This window comes from Oceanitalea stevensii (genome assembly GCF_014837105.1).
GTDB classification, from domain to species: domain Bacteria; phylum Actinomycetota; class Actinomycetes; order Actinomycetales; family Actinomycetaceae; genus Oceanitalea; species Oceanitalea stevensii.
This window is the reverse complement of the sequence record NZ_JACSPO010000001.1, coordinates 654585-674328: the sequence shown is the minus strand read 5'-3', so window position 1 is coordinate 674328 and position 19744 is coordinate 654585. Positions and strand designations below refer to the sequence as shown.

The following is a 19744-nucleotide window of genomic DNA, read 5'->3' as shown; positions in this document are numbered from 1 at the left end:
CGTCCTCGCCTCGGACGCCGACGTCGAGCAGGACACCGGTCTCACGCTGCGCGCGGCCGCCCCCGCGGCCCCGCCCGGCCCGCCGCGGGGCCCCGGCCCACGCGAGGAGGAGCAATGACGAACCACCTGGCCGAGCTGAGCAGTCTCGGTGTCTCCGTCTGGTTGGACGACCTGTCCCGCGAACGTCTCGAGGGTGGTGGGGCGCAGTCCCTCACCTCGCTCCTCGCGGAGGACCACGTCGTCGGCGTGACGACGAACCCTTCGATCTTCGCCTCGGCGCTGTCGGAGGGGACCCGGTACGACGCCGACCTCGCCGCCCTCGCCGCCGACGGCGCCGACGTCCCCACCGCGATCACCGCGCTCACCACCTCCGACGTCCGCAACGCCTGCGACCGCTTCCTCGACGTCTTCGAGCGCACCGGTGGCGTCGACGGGCGCGTCTCGATCGAGGTCGACCCGTACCTCGCCCACGAGACCGACGCGACCATCGCCCAGGCCCGTGAGCTGTGGCAGCTCGTCGACCGGCCCAACCTCCTCGTCAAGATCCCGGCGACGACCGAGGGGCTGCCGGCGATCACCGAGGCGATCGCCGAGGGCATCAGCGTCAACGTCACCCTCATCTTCTCCCTCGACCGCTACCGCGCCGTGGCGCGGGCCTTCACCGACGGCCTCGAGCGTGCGCAGCTCGCCGGGGTGGACCTGTCGACGATCCACTCCGTCGCCTCCTTCTTCGTCTCGCGGATCGACGCGGCGGTCGACGCCCGGCTCGACGCGCTCGACGACGACGACGCCCGCGCCCTGCGTGGACAGGTCGCCGTCGCCAACGCCCGCCTCGCCTACGAGGCCTTCGAGGAGATCTTCGGCACCGAGCGCTGGCAGTCCCTCGCCCAGGCCGGGGCCCACCCGCAGCGTCTGCTGTGGGCCTCGACCGGCGTCAAGGACCCCGCCTACCCCGACACCCGCTACGTCGACGAGCTCGTCACCGACGGCGTCGTCAACACGATGCCCGAGGCCACCCTCCGCGCCGTCGCCGACCACGCCGAGCTGCGGGGGGACACCGTCCGCGGCCGCTACGACGAGGCGCGCGAGGTCCTCGACCGGCTCGAGCGGCTCGGGATCTCCTACGGCGAGATCATGGACACCCTCGAGACGGAGGGTGTGGAGAAGTTCCAGCAGAGCTGGGACCAGCTGAGCGAGCGGGTCGCGACCGGCCTGCAGGCACCGGGCCGGCAATGAGCCCCGCGATCGTCACCTGGGCGGGTGACGAGGAGACCGCCGTCGTCGAGGTGAGTGCGACCGGGGCGGCGGCCCGGGCCGTGCACGACGCCGTCCCCGGCCTGCTCGAGGAGCACGTCGCCTCCCGGCTCGCGGCGCAGGACGCGACGCTGTGGGACGGGGACCTCGACGTCGGCGACCGTCTCGGGTGGACCGACCTCCACCAGACCTCCCGCGAGCTCGTCCAGCGGGTGACCGCGCTGCGCGAGGAGCTGGCGGCCGAGGGGCTGGACCACGTCGTCCTCGCCGGCATGGGCGGCTCGTCGCTCGCCGCGGAGGTCATCACCGGCTCCCTCGGCACCCCACTCACCGTCCTCGACTCGACGGTGCCCACGCAGGTGGAGCGCGTCCTGGAGGGCGACCTCGCGCGCACGGTGCTCGTCGTCGCCTCCCGATCGGGCACCACCGTGGAGACCGACTCCCACCGGCGCGCCTTCGTCGCCGCCCTCCACGCCGCGGGCCGCGACGCCGCCCGGCACGTCGTCGTCGTCACCAAGCCCGGCTCGCCGCTCGAGGAGCTCGCCCGGGAGGAGGGCTACCGCGCCGTCTTCAGCGCCGACCCGCGGGTGGGGGGACGGTTCTCCGCCCTGTCCGCCTACGGCCTCGTGCCGAGCGCGCTCGCCGGGGTCGACGTCGGCAGGCTCCTCGACGAGGCGGCCGAGGTCGCGCCCTTCTTCGGCGAGGACACCGAGGCCAACCCGGCCCTCGTCCTCGGCGCCGCGCTCGCCGCGACGCGCCCGCTGCGCGAGACGGTCCTGCTCGTCGACGCCGGCAGCGGGCTCTACCACTTCGGCGCGTGGGCCGAGCAGCTGCTCGCCGAGTCGCTCGGCAAGGACGGGCGCGGCCTCGTCCCCGTCGTCGCCGACGAGCACGCCCCGGAGCTGGCCGCGCGCGAGGAGCGCACCCTGCCGGTCCTCCTCACCCCCCTCACCGACGACGACGCGGCCGCCGAGCTCGACGACGTCGCCGACGGCGCCCGGCGGGTCGCGGTGAGCGCGGACCTCGACGCCGCCACCGACGCCACCGAGGTCACCGTCTCCGGCTCCCTCGGCGGCACCTTCCTCCTGTGGCAGCACGCCGTCGCCGTGGCGGGGCGGCTCCTCGGCGTCAACCCCTTCGACCAGCCCGACGTCGAGGCGACGAAGCAGGCCACCCGCGAGTTCCTCGGCGGCATGCCGTCCCTCGAGCCGCCCGCGTTCAGCGACTCCGGGGTCGAGGTGCGGGCCCCGCGCGCGCTCCTCGCCGGCGCGCGGACCGTGCCCGACGCCGTCACCACCCTGCTCGAGCAGCTGGACCCGGAGCACGGGTACCTCGCCGTCCTCGCCTACCTCGACCGGGAGGGACGCGCGCCGGACCTCCTCCGGGGTGTGCGCGACGGCCTGGCCGCGCGCACGGGACGGCCCGTCACCTTCGGCTGGGGACCGCGCTACCTCCACTCCACCGGCCAGCTCCACAAGGGCGGCCCGCCGCACGGCGTCTTCCTCATGATCACCGGCGGGGCGCCCGCCCACGTGTCCATCCCGGGACGCGACTTCGACTTCGCCGAGCTCGTCGCGGCCCAGGCCGACGCCGACGCGCGGGTGCTCACCAGCCTCGGCCGGCCGGTGCTGCGGCTGCGCGTGGACACCCCCGACGCCCTCGCGTGGCTCACGGGTAGTCTGACGCGCCGGACCACCTGACCACAGGGCCGTGAGGAGACCATGAGCACCGCGCCGACCCCGCCTGACAACCCGTTGCGCGACCCCCGGGACCGCCGTCTGCCCCGGATCGCGGGGCCCGCCGGCCTCGTCATCTTCGGCGTCACCGGCGACCTCGCCAAGCGCAAGCTGCTGCCGGCGATCTACGACCTCGCCAACCGCGGCCTGCTCCCGCCGTCCTTCGCCCTCACCGGCTTCGCGCGGCGCGACTGGTCGACCGAGGACTTCGCGAAGATCGTCCACGACGCCGTCCGCGAGCACGCCCGCACGGAGTTCTCCGAGCGCACGTGGGAGCAGCTGGCCTCCGGCTTCCGGTTCGTCCAGGGCGAGTTCGACGACGACGCCGCCTTCGACACGCTCGCCGAGACGGTCGCGGCCCTCGACGCCGAGCGCGGCACGGGCGGCAACCACGCCTTCTACCTCTCGGTGCCGCCGCGGTCCTTCCCGCTCGTGCTCAACCAGCTCAAGCGCTCGGGCCTGTCGGAGCCGACGACCGACGCGTGGCGCCGCGTCATCATCGAGAAGCCCTTCGGGCACAACCTCGAGTCGGCCCGCGAGCTCGACGACGTCGTCTCCGAGGTGTTCCCCGAGGACTCGGTCTTCCGCATCGACCACTACCTGGGCAAGGAGACCGTCCAGAACATCCTCGCGATGCGCTTCGCGAACCAGCTCTTCGAGCCGGTGTGGAACAACCACTACGTCGACCACGTCCAGATCACCATGGCCGAGGACATCGGCATCGGCAGCCGCGCCGGCTACTACGACGGCATCGGCGCCGCCCGGGACGTCATCCAGAACCACCTGCTCCAGCTCCTCGCGCTCACCGCGATGGAGGAGCCCTTCTCCTTCGACGCGGGCTCGCTGCGCCGCGAGAAGGAGAAGGTGCTCTCCGCCGTCCGGCTCGGGGACGACCTCGCCACCTCGACGGCGCGCGGCCAGTACGCGGCCGGGTGGCAGGGCGGGGAGCACGTGCGCGGCTACCACGAGGAGGACGGGATCTCGCCGGACTCCGTCACCGAGACCTACGCCGCGATGCGCCTGGAGGTCGACTCCCGCCGCTGGGCCGGGGTCCCGTTCTACCTGCGGGCCGGCAAGCGGCTCGGACGGCGCGTCACGGAGATCGCCGTCGTCTTCAAGCGTGCCCCGCACCTGCCCTTCGACCTCGGCTCGTCCGGCGAGCTCGGGCAGAACGCCATCGTGTTCCGGGTCCAGCCCGACGAGGGCGTGACGATCCGCTTCGGCGCCAAGGTCCCGGGCACCGCGATGGAGGTCCGCGACGTGTCGATGGACTTCGGCTACGGCAACGCCTTCACCGAGAACTCCCCCGAGGCCTACGAGCGGCTCATCCTCGACGTGCTCCTCGGCGACCCGCCGCTCTTCCCGCACCAGCGGGAGGTCGAGCTGTCCTGGCAGATCCTCGACCCCATCACGGAGTTCTGGGAGTCCCACGGGCGCCCCGAGGCCTACCGGCCGGGGTCGTGGGGCACGGCGGGATCTGACGAGATGTTGGCACGCGACGGCCGCCGCTGGCGGATGCCGTAGAGGAGACGAGCATGATCACCACGATGCACGCGACGACTTCCGCCGCGGTGAGCAGCCGCCTGTCGGCCATGCGCCGCTCCAGCGGCGCCAACTCCTTCACCCGGGTCCTCACCCTCATCATCGTCGCCGACGACCTCGAGGCCGCCGAGCACGGGATCCTGGCCGCCAACGGGGCCTCCCGCGAGCACCCCTGCCGGATCATCGCCGTCGTCCCCCGGGACGGCAACGGTGCCGCGAGCATCGACGCGGAGATCCGCGTCGGTGGGGACGCCGGCCTCAGCGAGGTCGTCATCCTCCAGCCCACGGGAGAGCCGGCCGACGCCGTCGACACGCTCGTCATGCCCCTCCTGCTGCCCGACGCCCCGATCGTCGTGTGGTGGACGGGCGAGCCGCCGGCCGAGCCGAGCCGCGACCCGCTCGGGGCGATGGCTCAGCGGCGGATCACCGACGCCACGGCGTCGGCGGACCCGCTCGGCACGCTGCGCTCGCTCGCGCCGGGCTACGCGCCGGGCGACACCGACCTCGCATGGTCCCGGGTCACCCTGTGGCGCGGGCTTCTCGCCGCGACCCTCGACGAGCCGCCCCACGACCCGATCATCGCCGCCCGTGTGACGGGCGCGAGGAACCGGCCGTCGGTGTACATGCTCGCTGCCTGGCTCGCGGACGCCTTCGGCGTCCCGGTCGAGGTCGGCGTCGAGGACTCCAAGGCCGTGACCCACGTCGAGCTGGAGCGGGCGAACGGGTCGATCTCGCTGCGCCGCAAGCCGGGCGCGAGCGTGGCCATCCTCAGCCGTCCCGGCCGCATCGACCAGCGGATCAACCTGGTGGAGCGCGCCCTGGCGGACTGCCTCACCGAGGAGCTGCGTCGTCTCGACGCCGACGAGACCTACGGTCGGACGCTGACGCGCGGGCTCCCCCTCGTCCCGGCGGAGGTTCGGTCATGAGCACCCAGGCACCCGTTGTCGTCCACCCCGACGGCGAGCTGCTCGCCCGGGCGACGGCGGCCCGTTTCCTTCTCGCGCTCGTCGACGCGCAGTCCGTGGCCACGCCGGTCCACGTCGCCCTCACGGGCGGCAGCATCCTCGTCGACGTCCTGCGCGCCGTGGCGGCGGACCCGCTGCGGGACGCGGTCGACTGGACCGCCGTCCACGTGTGGTGGGGCGACGAGCGCTTCGTCCCCGCGGGTCACGAGGAGCGCAACGACGTCGACGCCGCCGAGGCGCTGCTCGACCACCTGCCGCTGCGGCCCGAGCACGTCCACGCCGTCCCCGGCCCGGACAGGGTCGCCGACGTCGACGCCGCGGCGCGGGCGTACACCGAGGAGCTGGCGGCGCACGCCGCGCCCGGCGCCGAGGTGCCCGAGCTCGCCGTCGTCCTGCTCGGGATGGGTCCCGACGGCCATGTCGCCTCCCTGTTCCCCGGGCGCCCGAGCCTCGGGGACGAGTCGCTCGGCGCCCTCGCCGAGGCGGAGTCCCCCAAGCCGCCGCCGGAGCGGGTCAGCCTCACGCTCCCCACGCTCTGCTCGGCGCACCAGGTGTGGCTCGTCGTCTCCGGTGAGGGGAAGGCCCCGGCCGTCGCCGCCGCCCTGGCGCAGACGTCGCTGCCGGAGGCCGAGGGTGGCACCGGCGACGGCCAGAGCGTCCCCGCCGGCCGGGTGCGGGCGAGCGGCCGCACCCTGTGGCTCGTCGACCTCGCCGCCACCTCAGCGCTGCCCTGACCCCGCCGGTCGCCCCCACCACTTACGCCGACAGCCGGATTCCTCGGGAGGAATCCGGCTGTCGGCGTAAGAGTGCTGGTGCTGCTAGCGCGTGGTGGTGCCGCGGCGGGCGCGGAGCGCGGTGAGGGCTTCCTCGAGGAGGGCCTCGCCGTCGGCGTCCGTGCGACGCTCCTTCACGTACGCGAGGTGCGTCTTGTACGGCTCGTTGCGCGGGGGCTCCGGCGGGGCCTCACGGTCCTGGCCGGCGGGCAGCCCGCAGCGCGGGCAGTCCCACGTCTCGGGGACGACGATCTCCGGCTCCGTGGCGAAGCTCGGGCTCGTCTCGTGCCCCTTGGCGCACCAGTAGGTCACCCGGATACGAGGGGCGGCCTCGCCACGCTCGGCCTCGCCCATGGGGCCCGCACCGACGCGGGACCCGCGGATCGCACTTCCTCCAGCCATGGTGGTTCTCCCCGCTCAGACGAAGCGCTGCATGAGGCCGAGGAGGACGATCGACGTCCCCCACAGGAGCGAGATGCCGATGGTGATGCGGTTGAGGTTCCGCTCGGCGACCCCGGAGGAGCCGATCGAGGAGCTGATCCCGCCACCGAACATGTCCGAGAGGCCACCACCCTTCCCCTTGTGCATGAGGATGGACAGGATGAGGAAGATGCTGGTGAGGACCAGCAGCACCTCGAGAACGATCCGGAGGGCATCCACGAGCCGGAGGCTCCTTTCGGTGAACGGGCGGGCGGCGGCGCAGCCGCAACTCGACCAGGATAAGTGATGACGGCCTCGTCGTGGACCAACTTGGCCGGGACACGCCACGGTCCCCGGTCGCAATCGCGTCCGGGGACCGTGGCGGGGCGTGTCAGGCGTGCTGCTGGTAGCGGACGATCGCCGCGAACTCCTCGGCCTGGAGGCTGGCGCCTCCGACGAGCGCGCCGTCGACGTCCTCCTTGACCATGATGGAGGCGACGTTGCCGGACTTCACCGAGCCGCCGTACAGGACGCGGACGGAGTCGGCGACCTCCTGGCTGTACAGCTCGGCGAGGCGGGCGCGGATCGCGCCGCAGACCTCCTGCGCGTCCTCCGGGGTGGCGACCTCACCGGTGCCGATGGCCCACACGGGCTCGTAGGCGACGACCGTCTTCGCGGCGGCCTCCGCGTCGAGCCCGGCGTAAGCGCCGTCGACCTGCGCGAGGGTGTAGGAGACCTGGTCGCCCGCCTGGCGGACGTCCAGCCCCTCACCGACGCAGATGATCGGGACGATGCCGTGGGCCAGGGCGGCCTTGGCCTTCGCACCGACGAGGGCGTCGTCCTCGGCGTGGTACTGGCGGCGCTCGGAGTGCCCGACGACGGCGTAGCTGACGCCGAGCTTGGCGAGCATCGCCGCGGAGATCTCGCCGGTGTAGGCGCCCTTCTCCTGCGCGGAGACGTCCTGGGCGCCGTAGCGGACCTCGAGCTTGTCGCCGTCCACGAGGGTCTGCACGGAGCGCAGGTCGGTGAAGGGCGGCACGACGACGACCTCGACGGCCGAGTAGTCGTGCTCCTTGTCCTTGAGCTCCCAGGCGAGCTTCTGCACGAGGTGGGTGGCCTCGTGGTGGTCGAGGTTCATCTTCCAGTTGCCCGCCATGAGCGGGGTGCGGTTGGTCATGGGATCAGTCTTCCAGAACCGCGACGCCGGGAAGGACCTTGCCCTCGAGGTACTCGAGGCTGGCGCCGCCACCGGTGGAGATGTGGTCGAACTTGTCCTCGTCGAAGCCGAGCACGCGGACCGCGGCGGCGGAGTCGCCGCCCCCGACGATGGTGAAGCCCCCGGCGTCCTGCATCGCCTGGGCGACGGCCTTGGTGCCGGCGGAGAAGGCGTCGAACTCGAAGACGCCCATGGGGCCGTTCCACACGATCGTCTTCGCGTCGGCGATCTTCTCGGCGAAGAGGCGGCCGGAGTCGGGGCCGATGTCCAGGCCCATCTGGTCGGCTGGGATGGCGTCGGCCGGGACGACGGTGGCGGGGGCGTCGGCCTTGAACTCCGGCGCCACGACGATGTCGGTGGGCAGGACGATCTCGACGCCGTTGGCCTCCGCGTCACGCAGGTAGCCCTTGACGGTCTCGACCTGGTCCTCCTCGAGGAGGGAGGTGCCGACGTCGTAGCCCTTGGCCGCGAGGAAGGTGAAGACCATGCCGCCACCGATGAGGAGGCGGTCGGCCTTGGTGAGGAGGTTGCCGATGACGCCGAGCTTGTCGGAGACCTTCGAGCCACCGAGGACGACGACGTAGGGCCGCTCCGGGTCACCGGTCGCCCTGCTCAGGGAGTCGATCTCCTTGAAGACGAGCTGGCCGGCAGCGTGCGGGAGGCGCTGGGCGACGTCGTAGACGCTCGCCTGCTTGCGGTGGACGACACCGAAGCCGTCGGAGACGAAGAAGTCGGCGAGGAGCGCGAGCTCGTCGGCCAGGGCGCCGCGCTCGGCGTCGTCCTTGGAGGTCTCGCGGGCGTCGAAGCGGATGTTCTCCAGGAGGAGGACCTGGCCCTCCTCGATGTACTGCGCCTTGGCCTTGGCGTCCTCACCGACGGTGTCCTCGGCGAGGAGGACCTCGCGGCCGAGCAGCTCGCCGAGGCGCTTCGCGACGGGCGCGAGGGAGTACTTGGGCTCCGGCGCACCCTTGGGGCGGCCGAGGTGAGCGGTGACGATGACCCTCGCGCCGGCGTCGAGCAGCGCGGTGAGGGTCGGCAGGGCGGCGCGGATGCGGCCGTCGTCGGTGATGGTCGTGCCGTCGAGCGGGACGTTGAAGTCGGAGCGGACGAGGACGCGCTTGCCGCGCAGGTCGCCCAGGGTGTCGATGGTCTTCATGGCTCTCCTAGAGTCGGTGCGGACGCACGAACGCCCGCGTGCCGCGTTCGGCGGCACGCGGGCGTCCGTGTTCACTGCTGGGTGGAGGCGAAGCCTCAGAGACGCTCGCCCACGTAGCTGGCGAGCTTGACCAGCGAGCTGGAGTAGCCGAACTCGTTGTCGTACCAGCTGAGCACCTTGACCTGGTCGCCGATCACCTTGGTGAGGCCGGCGTCGAAGATCGAGGTGTGCGAGTCACCGACGATGTCCTGGGAGACGATCGGGTCCTCGGTGTACTTGAGGATGCCCTTGAGCTCCGGGGTCTCGGCGGCGGCCTTCATCGCGGCGTTGACCTCCTCGACCGTGACCTCCTTCTCGACCGTGAAGGTGAGGTCGGTGGCGGAGCCGGTCGGGGTCGGCACGCGCATGGCGTAGCCGTCCAGCTTGCCCTTGAGCTCGGGGAGCACGAGGGAGACGGCCTTGGCCGCACCGGTGGTGGTCGGCACCATGTTGAGGGCGGCGGCGCGGGCGCGGCGCAGGTCCTTGTGGGGGCCGTCCTGGAGGTTCTGGTCGGCGGTGTAGGCGTGGATCGTGGTCATGAGGCCACGGACGATGCCGAAGTTCTCGTGCAGGACCTTGGCCATCGGGGCGAGGCAGTTGGTCGTGCAGGAGGCGTTGGAGAAGATGTGGTGCTGCTCGGCGTCGTAGTCGGTGTGGTTGACACCCATGACGAAGGTGGCGTCCACGTCCTTGCCCGGCGCGGAGATGATGACCTTCTTGGCGCCGGCGTCGAGGTGCGCCTTGGCGGAGTCGCGGTCGACGAAGCGGCCGGTGGACTCGATGACGATGTCGACACCGAGGTCGCCCCAGGGCAGCTGGGCCGGGTCCTTCTCCGCGGAGACGTGGATCTTCTTGCCGCCGACGGTGATGGACTCCTCGTCGTAGGAGACCTCCTCGTCGAGCACGCCCATGATGGAGTCGTACTTGAGGAGGTGGGCGAGGGTCTTGTTGTCGGTGAGGTCGTTGACGCCCACGATCTCGAGGTCCGAACCGCTCTTGAGCGCGGCCCGGAAGAAGCTGCGGCCGATGCGGCCGAAGCCGTTGATACCGACGCGGATGGTCACTATGTCCTCCTCTAGTGCGCCGCTCGGCGCACACACAAGTCGACTGTCGAAGTAGCGCCCGAGGGGCGCTGTGGCGGGCCCGCCGTGGAGGCCTGGCCGCCAGCACCTACAAACCTACACCGGGACAAAAGGGGCCGCAGGGACGTAGGTCCGACGTGGACACGACCGATCTGTCCGCTCTGGGCGAACCCTTCCCCGAGGCGGTGACGGGCGTCACCTCGCGGCTCAGAGGTCGTACATGTCCGGCGTGAGGACGGCCTCGGTGTCACCGATGCCGAGCTCGTGGGCGCGCTTGTCCGCCATGGCGAGCAGCCGCCGTATCCGGCCGGCGATCGCGTCCTTGGTGAGCGGCGGGTCGGAGAGTGCGCCGAGCTCCTCGAGGCTCGCCTGCTTGTGCGCGAGGCGCAGCTGGCCGGCCTGGAGCAGGTGGTCGGGCACGCCCTCGCCGAGGATCTCGAAGGCGCGCTCCACGCGGGCGCCGGCAGCGACGGCGGCCCGGGCCGAGCGCCGCAGGTTGGCGTCGTCGAAGTTCGCCAGGCGGTTGGCGGTGCCGCGCACCTCGCGGCGGGTGCGGCGCTCCTCCCAGGTGAGGACGGCGTCGTGCGCGCCCATGCGGGCGAGGAGCGCGGAGATGTCGTCACCGTCGCGGACGACGACGCGGTCGACGCCGCGGACCTCACGGGCCTTGGCGGACACGTCCATCCGGCGGGCCGCGCCGACGAGCGCGAGGGCGGCCTCCGGGCCGGGGCAGGTGATCTCGAGGGCCGAGGAGCGGCCGGGCTCGGTGAGCGACCCGCGGGCGATGAAGGCGCCGCGCCATGCGGCGACGGCCTCACCGACGCCGCCGGACACGACGCCCGGCGGGAGCCCGCGCACGGGGCGGCCACGGCCGTCGAGCAGGCCGGTCTGGCGAGCCAGGGACTCCCCGTCCTTGACCACGCGCACGACGTAGCGGTTGCCGCGCTTGAGGCCACCGCCGGAGACGACGACGACGTCGCTGGCGTGGCCGTAGATCTCCGCCATCGCCTGGCGCAGGCGCCGGGCCGCGACGCCGAGGTCGAGCTCGGCCTCGATGACGATGCGCCCGGAGATGATGTGCAGCCCGCCCGCGAAGCGGAGCGTGGCTGCGACCTCGGCCTTGCGTGCGGACATCTTGTCCACCTGCAGCCTGGCCAGCTCGTCCTTGACGGACGCCGTCAACGACATGGCCGACTTCCTCCCGCTCACCGTGCTCCCTCGTCCCACGGCCCCCGCGCGGGGGCCAGTCTGCACCTTCTCATGGTCTGCCGCTCGATCCTCACGAGGGCCCCGTGGCCTCCCCCACATCGCCCAGCACGTCGTCGAACGCGTCGCGGTACGCGGCGGCCAGCCGCAGGGGGTCGTGGCGGGGCGTCCCGTCGCCGGCACGGACCTGCCGCAGCAGCACGCGAGCGCCCAGGCCGCGGGCCGCGGAGAGGAGGCCGTCGATGTCGTCGACGGCGGCCGGGTCGGCGAGGACGACGTCGATCCGCAGGTCGGGCGCGTGCTCGACGAGCGTGTGGAGGTGGTCGGCCGCCGACATGCCCTCCGTCTCCCCCGGCTGCGCCGAGAGGTTGAGCGTGACGGCGCGCCGCGCGTCGGTCTCCGCCAGCGCGCGGGCGAGCTCGGGCACGAGCAGGTGCGGGATGACCGAGGTGTACCAGGAGCCGGGGCCGAGGACGACCCACTCGGCCTCGCGGACGGCGCGGACGGCCTCGGGGTGCGCGGGCGGCTCCTCGGGGATGAGGCGGACCGAGCTGATGTTCCCGCTCGTCACCGCCACCCGGGACTGTCCGCGCACGACCCGCTCCTGCTCCGTGCCGCTCATCCGCACCCGTGCCTCGATGTCGAGCGGCACCGCGGCCATGGGCAGCACGCGGCCCCGGGCGCCGAGCAGCCGGCCCACCCAGTCCAGCCCGGAGACCTCGTCACCCAGCAGGTCCCACAGCGCGACGATGAGGAGGTTGCCCAGCGCGTGCCCGTCCAGCGGTCCGGAGGAGCTGAAGCGGTGCTGGAGGACGTCACGCCACGTGAGCCCCCACTCGGAGTCGTCGCACAGCGCGGACAGCGCCATGCGGAGGTCGCCGGGGGGCAGCGCACCGAGCTCGTGCCGCAGGCGGCCGGAGGACCCGCCGTCGTCGGCGACGGTGACGACGGCGGTGAGGGCGCTGCACACGTGGCGCAGCGCCCCGAGGGTGGCGGCCAGGCCGTGCCCGCCGCCGAGGGCCACGACGCGCGGCCCACGGGTACCCGCCGAGGGCCACTGCTCCGCGGTCACTCCCGCCCCACGTCACGGTGGAGGGTGCGCACCTGCAGCCCGCGGTCGCGGAGCTCCTCGCCCATCGCCTCGGAGACGGCCACCGACCGGTGGCGTCCCCCGGTGCAGCCGACGGCGATCGTCACGTTGTTCTTCAGCTCACGCTCGTAGCCGGCGATCACGGGCTCGAGGGTGTCGACGTAGCGGTCGATGAACTCCCGCGCGCCGGGCTGGTCCAGGACGTACCGGTTGACGGCCTCGTCCTTGCCGGACAGGTGGCGCAGCTCGGTCACCCAGTACGGGTTGGACAGGAAGCGCACGTCGACGACGTGGTCGGCGTCCAGCGGCAGGCCGTGCTTGAAACCGAAGGACACGAGGGTGATCTGGACCGGCTGGGCACCGGCCTCCCCCACGCGCTGGCGGATGTGGCGCGCGAGGTCGTAGGGGCTGAACTTCGTCGTGTCGATGATCGAGTCGGCGCGGCGGCGCAGCTCGGCGAGCAGCTCGCGCTCCTGGGCGATGCCGTCGAGGATGCGGCCGTCGCCCTGGAGGGGGTGGGCGCGGCGGACCTGCTCATAGCGGCGCACGAGCTCGGCGTCGTCGGCCTCGAGGAAGAGGATCCGGTACTCCAGGCCGTGGCCGCGGAGCTCGTCGAGGATGCTGAGGAGCTCGGCGAAGAACTCCCCGCTGCGGACGTCAACGACGGCAGCCAGGCGCTGCACCCCTCCCCCGGAGGCGGTCATCATCCGGGCGAGCGGCTCGAGCATCCGCGGCGGCAGGTTGTCGACGACGAACCAGTCCATGTCCTCGAGGGTGTTGGCCACCCGCGTACGGCCGGCCCCGGACATCCCGGTGATGATGAGGAGCTCGCGGCGGTCCGCGTCGGGGGGCGTCGTCTCCGCCTCGAGCAGCGGGATGCCGTCCGGCACGGTCTGCGGTGCACGCTCGTCGCCCTCGGCCGGGCCCTGTCCTCCTGGGGTGCTCATCGTCCTAGGATGCCAGGCCGGACTCGTCCCCGTCGGCGTCCTCGGCCGCGACGCCGTCCACTGCGGCAACAGCGACGTCCGGCCGCACGGCGGTGTCAGCCGTGGCGCCCGTGGTGTCGGCGCCGGCCTCAGCGGCGGCCGCGTCCGGTGTGGCGCCGGTGGGGGCGGTGACCTCCTCGGCCGAGGGGCCCGTCGGCGCGGTGGGTGCCGTGCGGAGGGCGTCGACGACCGCCTGCGCGGTGCGCGGGCCGACGCCCTTGACGCCGGCGATCTCCTCGGCCGTCGCCTTGCGCAGGCCGGCCACCGACCCGAACTCGGCGAGCAGCGCCTTGGCCCGGGTGGGGCCGAGGCCGGGGACGTCGTCGAGGACCGAGCGGGTCATCGCCTTGCTGCGACGCCTGCGGTGCGCGGCGATGGCGAAGCGGTGGGCCTCGTCGCGCAGCCGCTGGAGGAGGAAGAGGCCGGGACTCGTGCGGGGCAGGACGAGGGGGAAGTCCTCCCCCGGCAGCCACACCTCCTCGAGGCGCTTCGCGAGGCCGACGAGGGCGACGTCCTCGACGCCGAGCTCCTCGAACACCCGCTGCGCCGCTGCCACCTGCGGCTGCCCGCCGTCGACGACGACGAGGTTGGGCGGGTAGGCGAAGCGGGTGGGACGCCCCGTCTCGGGGTCGACCGGCCCGGAGACGAGCGGCTTGCCGTCGTCGTCGACCGCGCCCTCGCGGGCGGCGCGGTAGTGCCGGAACCGGCGGGTGAGCACCTCGGCGATCGCCTCGGTGTCGTCCCGGGCGCCGCTGCCGTCCGCGCCGCGGACGACGAAGCGTCGGTAGGCGTTCTTGCGGGGCAGGCCGTCCTCGAAGACGACCATGGACCCCACCTGGTGGGTGCCCTGGGTGTGGGAGATGTCGTAGCACTCGATGCGGAGGGGTGCCTCCTCGAGGTCGAGAGCCTCGGCGAGGTCGGCCAGCGCCTGGGACCGGGTGGTGAGGTCGCCCGCCCGCCGGGTCTTGTGGAGCACGAGGGCGTGCTCGGCGTTGCGCCTCACGGTCTGGGCGAGGGCGCGCTTGTCCCCACGCTGCGGGACCCTCACCGACACCGCGGAGCCGCGCAGGCCGCTGAGCCAGTCGGTGACCTGGGACAGGTCGGCGGGCAGGACGGGCACGAGCACCTCCCGCGGGACGGCAGAGGTGCGGGCCGCCTCGGCCTCGTCGTCGGCCTCGGTGCCGAGGTCTCCGTAGACCTGCTGGAGGAGCCGCTCGACGAGCTCGGCGTCCGTCGCCTCCTCGACCTTCTCCACGACCCAGCCCCGCTGGCCGCGGACCCGCCCGTCCCGGACGTGGAACACCTGGACGGAGGCCTCGAGCTCGTCGGAGGCCATGGCGAAGACGTCGGCGTCGGTGCCGTCCGGCAGGACGACCTCGTTCTTCTCCACGACGCGCTTGAGGGCGCCGAGGTCGTCACGCAGCCGGGCCGCGCGCTCGAAGTCGAGCTCCCCCGCGGCGGCCTTCATCTCGCTCTCGAGGCGCCGCACGAAGGGGCGGGTCTGGCCGCCCATGAACGCGCAGAAGTCCTCGGCGAGGCGGCGGTGGTCCTCCACCGAGATCCGCCCGACGCAGGGCGCCGCGCACTTGTCGATGTAGCCGAGGAGGCAGGGACGCCCGGAGCGCTCGGCGCGCCGGTACACGCCGTTGGAGCACGTGCGCACCGGGAAGACACGGAGCATGAGGTCGACGGTCTCGCGGATCGCCCACGCGTGGCCGTAGGGCCCGAAGTAGCGGTTGCCCTTCCGGCGGGCGCCGCGCATCACGGTGGCGCGGGGCACCGTCTCGGACATCGTCACCGCGAGGTAGGGGTAGGACTTGTCGTCGCGGTACTTGATGTTGAAGCGGGGGTCGTACTCCTTGATCCAGGAGTACTCGAGCGCGAGGGACGCGACCTCGGTCTCGACGACCGTCCACTCCACCGAGGCGGCCGTCGTCACCATCTGCCGGGTGCGCGGGTGGAGGTTCGCGATGTCCTGGAAGTAGCTGCCGAGGCGCGAGCGGAGGTTCTTCGCCTTGCCGACGTAGATGACCCGGCCGTGCGCGTCGCGGAAGCGGTAGACGCCGGGCGACGTCGGGATCTCCGACGGACGAGGGCGGTAGGTGGACGGGTCGGCCATACCGCTCAGCCTACGTGCGCCTCCCGGACGGGCGGTGCCGGCTGGACCCGCACGGGGCAGCTGAGCGAGCGGGCGATGTGGTTCTGCACGCGGGCGTCCTCGTGGAGGCGCGCGGCCGCCTCCTCGCTGATCGGCTCGGCGTAGGTGACCCGCGGGCGCAGGACGATGTCGGAGAAGGGCCCGGAGTTGGCGCCCTCGATGCGCTCGGTGGCCGTCGCAACGTCGGTGTAGCCGACGACGACGACGCCCTGCGCCGCCGCGGTGCGCAGGAACCACAGCATCTGGGACTGGGAGACGGCGCCGACGAAGAGCTCCTCGGCGCGGTACCGGGACACGTCGGCGGCGACCTTGCGGTCGGAGGTGGCGAGCAGGGACGGCTTCCCCTCGACGCGCACCTCGTGGTCCCGGGAGTAGGAGGTGTAGCTCCGCGTCCCGGTGTCGTCCGCGCCGGTCCAGTCGACGGTCACCGTGTAGGTGTGGAGTGCGCCCATGGCGCCACCCTAGCCCGCTGTGACGGCCGCCACCCCGGCTTTGCCCGACTCGAGGACCTCGCCGAGGAAGCGCCCGGTGTGCGAGCCCTCCACGGTCGCGACGTGCTCCGGCGTGCCCTCGGCGATGACCATGCCGCCGCCCGAGCCGCCCTCGGGGCCCATGTCGATGACCCAGTCGGAGTTCTTGATGACGTCGAGGTTGTGCTCGATGACGATGACGGTGTTGCCCTTGTCGACGAGGTTCTGCAGCACCTCGAGGAGCCGGCGGATGTCCTCGAAGTGCAGGCCCGTCGTCGGCTCGTCGAGGACGTACGCGGTGCGGCCGTTGGTACGGCGCTGCAGCTCGGAGGCGAGCTTGACGCGCTGCGCCTCACCACCGGACAGGCTCGTGCCGCTCTGCCCCAGGCGGACGTAGCCGAGGCCGACGTCGACGAGGGTGTTGAGGTAGCGGGAGATCTTCTGGGAGGCGGAGAAGAACTCGGCGGCCTCGGAGATCGGCATGTCGAGCACCTCGGCGACCGTCTTGCCCTTGAAGCGCACCTCGAGGGTCTCGCGGTTGTACCGCGCCCCGTGGCACACCTCGCAGGGGACGTAGACGTCCGGGAGGAAGTTCATCTCGATCTTCAGCGTGCCGTCGCCCTTGCACGCCTCGCAGCGCCCGCCCTTGACGTTGAAGGAGAAGCGCCCAGGGCCGTAGCCGCGGACCTTGGCCTCCGGGGTGTCGGCGAAGAGCTTGCGCACGTGGTCCCACACGCCGGTGTAGGTGGCGGGGTTGGAGCGCGGTGTGCGGCCGATCGGGCTCTGGTCGACGTGGACGACCTTGTCGAGGTGCTCGAGGCCGGTGACGCGGGTGTGGCGGCCGGGGACGCGACGGGCCCGGTTGAGCTCGTTCGCCATCACCGTGTAGAGGATGCCGTTGACGAGGCTCGACTTGCCCGAGCCGGACACGCCCGTGACGGACGTGAGCACACCGAGCGGGAAGTCGACCGTGACGTTCTTGAGGTTGTTCTCCCGGGCGCCGACGACGCGGACCTTGCGGTTCTTGTCGATGGGACGCCGGACCTCGGGCTGCGGGATCGAGCGCCGCCCGGAGAGGTAGGCGCCGGTGAGCGACTCCTCGTTCGCCAGCAGCTCGGGCAGGTGGCCGGAGTGGACGATGTGGCCGCCCTGCTCCCCCGCGCCCGGGCCGATGTCGACGATCCAGTCGGCGACCCGGATCGTGTCCTCGTCGTGCTCGACGACGATGAGGGTGTTGCCGAGGTCACGCAGCCGCACGAGGGTGTCGATGAGCCGCCGGTTGTCGCGCTGGTGCAGCCCGATGCTCGGCTCGTCGAGAACGTAGAGGACGCCGACGAGGCCCGAGCCGATCTGGGTGGCGAGACGGATGCGCTGCGCCTCCCCGCCGGACAGGGTGCCGGCCGGGCGGGCGAGGGTGAGGTAGGTGAGCCCGACGTCGACGAGGAAGCCGAGGCGCGCGTAGATCTCCTTGAGCACCTGCCCGGCGATGGCCCGCTCGCGGGCGCCGAGGTCGAGGGTGTCGAGGAAGGGGGCGATGTCCTCGATGGGCATCGCGCAGAGGTCGGCGATGGACATGCCGCCGAGCTTGACGGCGAGGACCTCGGGCTTGAGGCGGGCGCCCTTGCACACCGAGCACGCGACCTCGCGCATGTAGCCCTCGTAGCGCTCCCGGGAGGAGTCGGACTCGGTCTCGGCGTGCTTGCGCGTGACGTAGGTGACGGCGCCCTCGAAGCCGGTCGAGTAGGCGCGCTCCCGGCCCCAGCGGTTGCGGTACCGCACGTGGACCTCGTGGTCCTTGCCGTGGAGCACCGCCTCCTTGGCGCGGGCGGGGAGGCTGCGCCACGGGACGTCGACGGAGAAGCCGAGCTCCTCGCCGAGCGCGCGGAGCAGGCGCAGGAAGTACTCCGAGGACGCGCGGGCCCACGGCTGGACGGCGCCGTCGGCGAGGGAGAGCTCCTCGTCCGGGACGATGAGCTCGGGGTCGACCTCGAGCTTGGAGCCGATTCCGGAGCACTCCGGGCACGCGCCGTAGGGCGCGTTGAAGGAGAAGGTCCGCGGCTCGATCTCCTCCAGCGACAGGGGGTGGTCGTTGGGGCAGGCCCGCTTCTCGGAGAAGCGGCGCTCCCGCTCGGGGTCGTCACCCGGAAGGTCGACGAACTCGACGACGAGCAGCCCCTCCGCCAGGCGCAGGGCGGTCTCCACGGAGTCGGTGAGGCGCTGACGCATGGACTCGCGCACGACGAGGCGGTCGACGACGACGTCGATGTCGTGCTTGATCTTCTTCTCCAGCGTGGGCGGCTCCGCGAGGGAGACGACGGTGCCGTCCACCCGCGCCCGGGAGAAGCCGGTGGACTGGAGCTCGCGGAAGAGGTCGAGGTACTCGCCCTTCCGGCCGCGGACGACGGGCGCGAGGATCTGGAAGCGGGTGCCCTCGGGCATCTCCTGGAGGCGGTCGACGATCTGCTGCGGCGACTGCGCGGTCACCCGCTCCCCGCACACCGGGCAGTACTGGGTGCCGGCGCGCGCGTAGAGCAGGCGCAGGTAGTCGTAGATCTCGGTGATCGTGCCGACGGTCGAGCGCGGGTTGCGGCTCGTGGACTTCTGGTCGATGGCGACGGCGGGGCTCAGGCCCTCGATGAAGTCGACGTCGGGCTTGTCCATCTGCCCGAGGAACTGCCGCGCGTAGGAGGACAGCGACTCGACGTAGCGGCGCTGCCCCTCGGCGAAGATCGTGTCGAAGGCGAGGGAGGACTTGCCGGAGCCGGAGAGCCCGGTGAACACGACGATGCTGTCGCGAGGAAGCTCGAGGTCGACGTTGCGGAGGTTGTGCTCGCGCGCACCACGGACGAGAAGCTGATCACTCACCCGGCGATGATACGAGCCCTGCCGCTCAGGCGCCTGTACATGTGTTCGACGTCACGGGCGTGTCGCGGCTGGCAGGATCGGGTGATGACCGACCTCACCCCACTGGGCGGCGCCAGCCTCGAGCGGCTGGCCGTCTCCGCCATGGACAACAACGTCTACCTCCTCACCGCGCGGACCGGGGAGCAGCTGCTCGTCGACGCCGCGGACGATGCCGAGGCGATCCTCGCGATGCTCGGCGACGGCCCGCTGCGGACCGTCGTCACCACCCATGGGCACTGGGACCACCACCGTGCCCTGCCCGCCGTCGTCGCGGCGACGGGTGCGCGGACCGCGGCGGGCGCCCCGGACGCACCGGACCTGGCGGTCCCTGTGGACGCGCTCCTGTCCCACGGCGACCGCCTCACCGTCGACGCCGCCGGCGAGCTGGTGCTGGACGTCATCGCCCTGCGCGGCCACACGCCCGGGTCGGTGGCCCTCGCCCTCACCGAGCCCGACGACGCACCCCACCCCGGGCGCGTGCACCTGGTGACCGGCGACAGCCTCTTCCCCGGCGGGGTGGGCAGGACGACGAGCCCCGCGGACTTCACCAACCTGCTCGACGACGTCGAGGAGCGGCTCTTCGCCGTCTACCCTGACGACACCGTCGTGTGGCCGGGCCACGGGCTCCCGACGACGCTCGGGGCGGAACGGCCCCACCTCGCCGAGTGGCGGGCGCGCGGCTGGTAGCACGACGGCCCGGGCGCCCCCGGGGGGGGCCGTCCGCTGGGCCGCGGACCACGGCGCCCG

The 19744-nt window shown here is 72.6% G+C and carries 17 protein-coding genes; 6 read left to right on the top strand and 11 right to left on the bottom strand.

The window, feature by feature from the left end:
• The first annotated feature begins 114 nt into the window (after positions 1 to 114).
• From tal to pgl, 5 genes are read left to right on the top strand one after another with little or no spacing between them, the layout of a single operon-like run.
• Positions 115 to 1236, top strand: coding sequence for a transaldolase (gene tal, locus H9624_RS03115; protein WP_251838433.1), 1122 nt, complete (start codon positions 115 to 117; stop codon positions 1234 to 1236).
• A complete protein-coding gene (locus H9624_RS03110; RefSeq protein WP_251838432.1) occupies positions 1233 to 2954 on the top strand; it encodes a phosphoglucose isomerase-related protein in 1722 nt (573 codons plus the stop codon). Before tal ends, H9624_RS03110 begins: the two co-directional genes overlap by 4 nt.
• A gap of 21 nt (positions 2955 to 2975) precedes the next feature.
• Positions 2976 to 4514, top strand: a complete 1539-nt coding sequence (gene zwf, locus H9624_RS03105) for a glucose-6-phosphate dehydrogenase (protein WP_251838431.1) — start codon at positions 2976 to 2978, stop codon at positions 4512 to 4514.
• Positions 4515 to 4525: 11 nt separating this feature from the next.
• Positions 4526 to 5458: a glucose-6-phosphate dehydrogenase assembly protein OpcA gene (locus H9624_RS03100; RefSeq protein ID WP_251838430.1), complete on the top strand. Its 933-nt coding sequence runs from the start codon at positions 4526 to 4528 to the stop codon at positions 5456 to 5458.
• Positions 5455 to 6231 carry a 6-phosphogluconolactonase gene (gene pgl / locus H9624_RS03095; RefSeq protein ID WP_251838429.1) on the top strand — a complete coding sequence of 259 codons (777 nt, stop codon included), beginning with the start codon at positions 5455 to 5457 and terminating at the stop codon, positions 6229 to 6231. Before H9624_RS03100 ends, pgl begins: the two co-directional genes overlap by 4 nt.
• 84 nt (positions 6232 to 6315) lie before the next feature.
• On the opposite strand, the gene H9624_RS03090 is transcribed toward pgl, so the two are convergent.
• The 11 genes from H9624_RS03090 to uvrA all read right to left on the bottom strand — a co-directional run bounded on the left by H9624_RS03090 (position 6316) and on the right by uvrA (position 18958).
• Positions 6316 to 6672, bottom strand: coding sequence for an RNA polymerase-binding protein RbpA (locus H9624_RS03090; RefSeq protein ID WP_251838428.1), 357 nt, complete (start codon positions 6670 to 6672; stop codon positions 6316 to 6318).
• 15 nt (positions 6673 to 6687) lie between these two features.
• The gene (gene secG / locus H9624_RS03085; RefSeq protein ID WP_251838427.1) at positions 6688 to 6930 is read right to left on the bottom strand and encodes a preprotein translocase subunit SecG; all 243 of its coding nucleotides are present in this window, start codon (positions 6928 to 6930) and stop codon (positions 6688 to 6690) included.
• Positions 6931 to 7081: 151 nt separating this feature from the next.
• Entirely contained in the window at positions 7082 to 7867 is a 786-nt protein-coding gene (gene tpiA, locus H9624_RS03080) for a triose-phosphate isomerase (protein ID WP_251838426.1), read from the bottom strand.
• A 4-nt stretch (positions 7868 to 7871) separates the two neighbouring features.
• Positions 7872 to 9062 carry a phosphoglycerate kinase gene (locus H9624_RS03075; RefSeq protein WP_251838425.1) on the bottom strand — a complete coding sequence of 397 codons (1191 nt, stop codon included), beginning with the start codon at positions 9060 to 9062 and terminating at the stop codon, positions 7872 to 7874.
• 95 nt (positions 9063 to 9157) lie between these two features.
• Positions 9158 to 10165 carry a type I glyceraldehyde-3-phosphate dehydrogenase gene (gap, locus tag H9624_RS03070; protein ID WP_251838424.1) on the bottom strand — a complete coding sequence of 336 codons (1008 nt, stop codon included), beginning with the start codon at positions 10163 to 10165 and terminating at the stop codon, positions 9158 to 9160.
• A 225-nt stretch (positions 10166 to 10390) separates the two neighbouring features.
• The gene (whiA, locus tag H9624_RS03065; RefSeq protein WP_251838423.1) at positions 10391 to 11371 is read right to left on the bottom strand and encodes a DNA-binding protein WhiA; all 981 of its coding nucleotides are present in this window, start codon (positions 11369 to 11371) and stop codon (positions 10391 to 10393) included.
• 91 nt (positions 11372 to 11462) lie between these two features.
• Positions 11463 to 12461, bottom strand: a complete 999-nt coding sequence (locus H9624_RS03060) for a gluconeogenesis factor YvcK family protein (RefSeq protein WP_251838422.1) — start codon at positions 12459 to 12461, stop codon at positions 11463 to 11465.
• Positions 12458 to 13426 carry an RNase adapter RapZ gene (gene rapZ / locus H9624_RS03055; RefSeq protein WP_251838421.1) on the bottom strand — a complete coding sequence of 323 codons (969 nt, stop codon included), beginning with the start codon at positions 13424 to 13426 and terminating at the stop codon, positions 12458 to 12460. The genes H9624_RS03060 and rapZ overlap by 4 nt, the downstream gene beginning before the upstream one ends.
• Positions 13427 to 13430: 4 nt before the next feature.
• Entirely contained in the window at positions 13431 to 15584 is a 2154-nt protein-coding gene (gene uvrC / locus H9624_RS03050; protein ID WP_251838420.1) for an excinuclease ABC subunit UvrC, read from the bottom strand.
• Positions 15585 to 15589: 5 nt separating this feature from the next.
• Positions 15590 to 16075 carry an OsmC family protein gene (locus tag H9624_RS03045; RefSeq protein ID WP_251838419.1) on the bottom strand — a complete coding sequence of 162 codons (486 nt, stop codon included), beginning with the start codon at positions 16073 to 16075 and terminating at the stop codon, positions 15590 to 15592.
• Positions 16076 to 16084: 9 nt separating this feature from the next.
• Positions 16085 to 18958, bottom strand: a complete 2874-nt coding sequence (gene uvrA, locus H9624_RS03040) for an excinuclease ABC subunit UvrA (RefSeq protein WP_251838418.1) — start codon at positions 18956 to 18958, stop codon at positions 16085 to 16087.
• A gap of 84 nt (positions 18959 to 19042) precedes the next feature.
• On the opposite strand from uvrA, the gene H9624_RS03035 reads away from it, so the two are divergent.
• On the top strand, positions 19043 to 19684 hold the full coding sequence (locus H9624_RS03035; protein ID WP_251838417.1) for an MBL fold metallo-hydrolase: 642 nt from the start codon (positions 19043 to 19045) through the stop codon (positions 19682 to 19684).
• Positions 19685 to 19744: the final 60 nt, after the last annotated feature.

Excerpts from the sequence above, each read along its gene's own strand:
- tal (WP_251838433.1), top strand. The coding sequence starts at position 115 with ATGACGAACCACCTGGCCGAGCTGAGCAGTCTCGGTGTCTCCGTCTGG.
- H9624_RS03110 (WP_251838432.1), top strand. The coding sequence starts at position 1,233 with ATGAGCCCCGCGATCGTCACCTGGGCGGGTGACGAGGAGACCGCCGTC.
- zwf (WP_251838431.1), top strand. The coding sequence starts at position 2,976 with ATGAGCACCGCGCCGACCCCGCCTGACAACCCGTTGCGCGACCCCCGG.
- H9624_RS03100 (WP_251838430.1), top strand. The coding sequence starts at position 4,526 with ATGATCACCACGATGCACGCGACGACTTCCGCCGCGGTGAGCAGCCGC.
- pgl (WP_251838429.1), top strand. The coding sequence starts at position 5,455 with ATGAGCACCCAGGCACCCGTTGTCGTCCACCCCGACGGCGAGCTGCTC.
- H9624_RS03090 (WP_251838428.1), bottom strand. The coding sequence starts at position 6,672 with ATGGCTGGAGGAAGTGCGATCCGCGGGTCCCGCGTCGGTGCGGGCCCC.
- tpiA (WP_251838426.1), bottom strand. The coding sequence starts at position 7,867 with ATGACCAACCGCACCCCGCTCATGGCGGGCAACTGGAAGATGAACCTC.
- H9624_RS03075 (WP_251838425.1), bottom strand. The coding sequence starts at position 9,062 with ATGAAGACCATCGACACCCTGGGCGACCTGCGCGGCAAGCGCGTCCTC.
- whiA (WP_251838423.1), bottom strand. The coding sequence starts at position 11,371 with ATGTCGTTGACGGCGTCCGTCAAGGACGAGCTGGCCAGGCTGCAGGTG.
- rapZ (WP_251838421.1), bottom strand. The coding sequence starts at position 13,426 with ATGAGCACCCCAGGAGGACAGGGCCCGGCCGAGGGCGACGAGCGTGCA.
- uvrC (WP_251838420.1), bottom strand. The coding sequence starts at position 15,584 with ATGGCCGACCCGTCCACCTACCGCCCTCGTCCGTCGGAGATCCCGACG.
- H9624_RS03045 (WP_251838419.1), bottom strand. The coding sequence starts at position 16,075 with ATGGGCGCACTCCACACCTACACGGTGACCGTCGACTGGACCGGCGCG.
- H9624_RS03035 (WP_251838417.1), top strand. The coding sequence starts at position 19,043 with ATGACCGACCTCACCCCACTGGGCGGCGCCAGCCTCGAGCGGCTGGCC.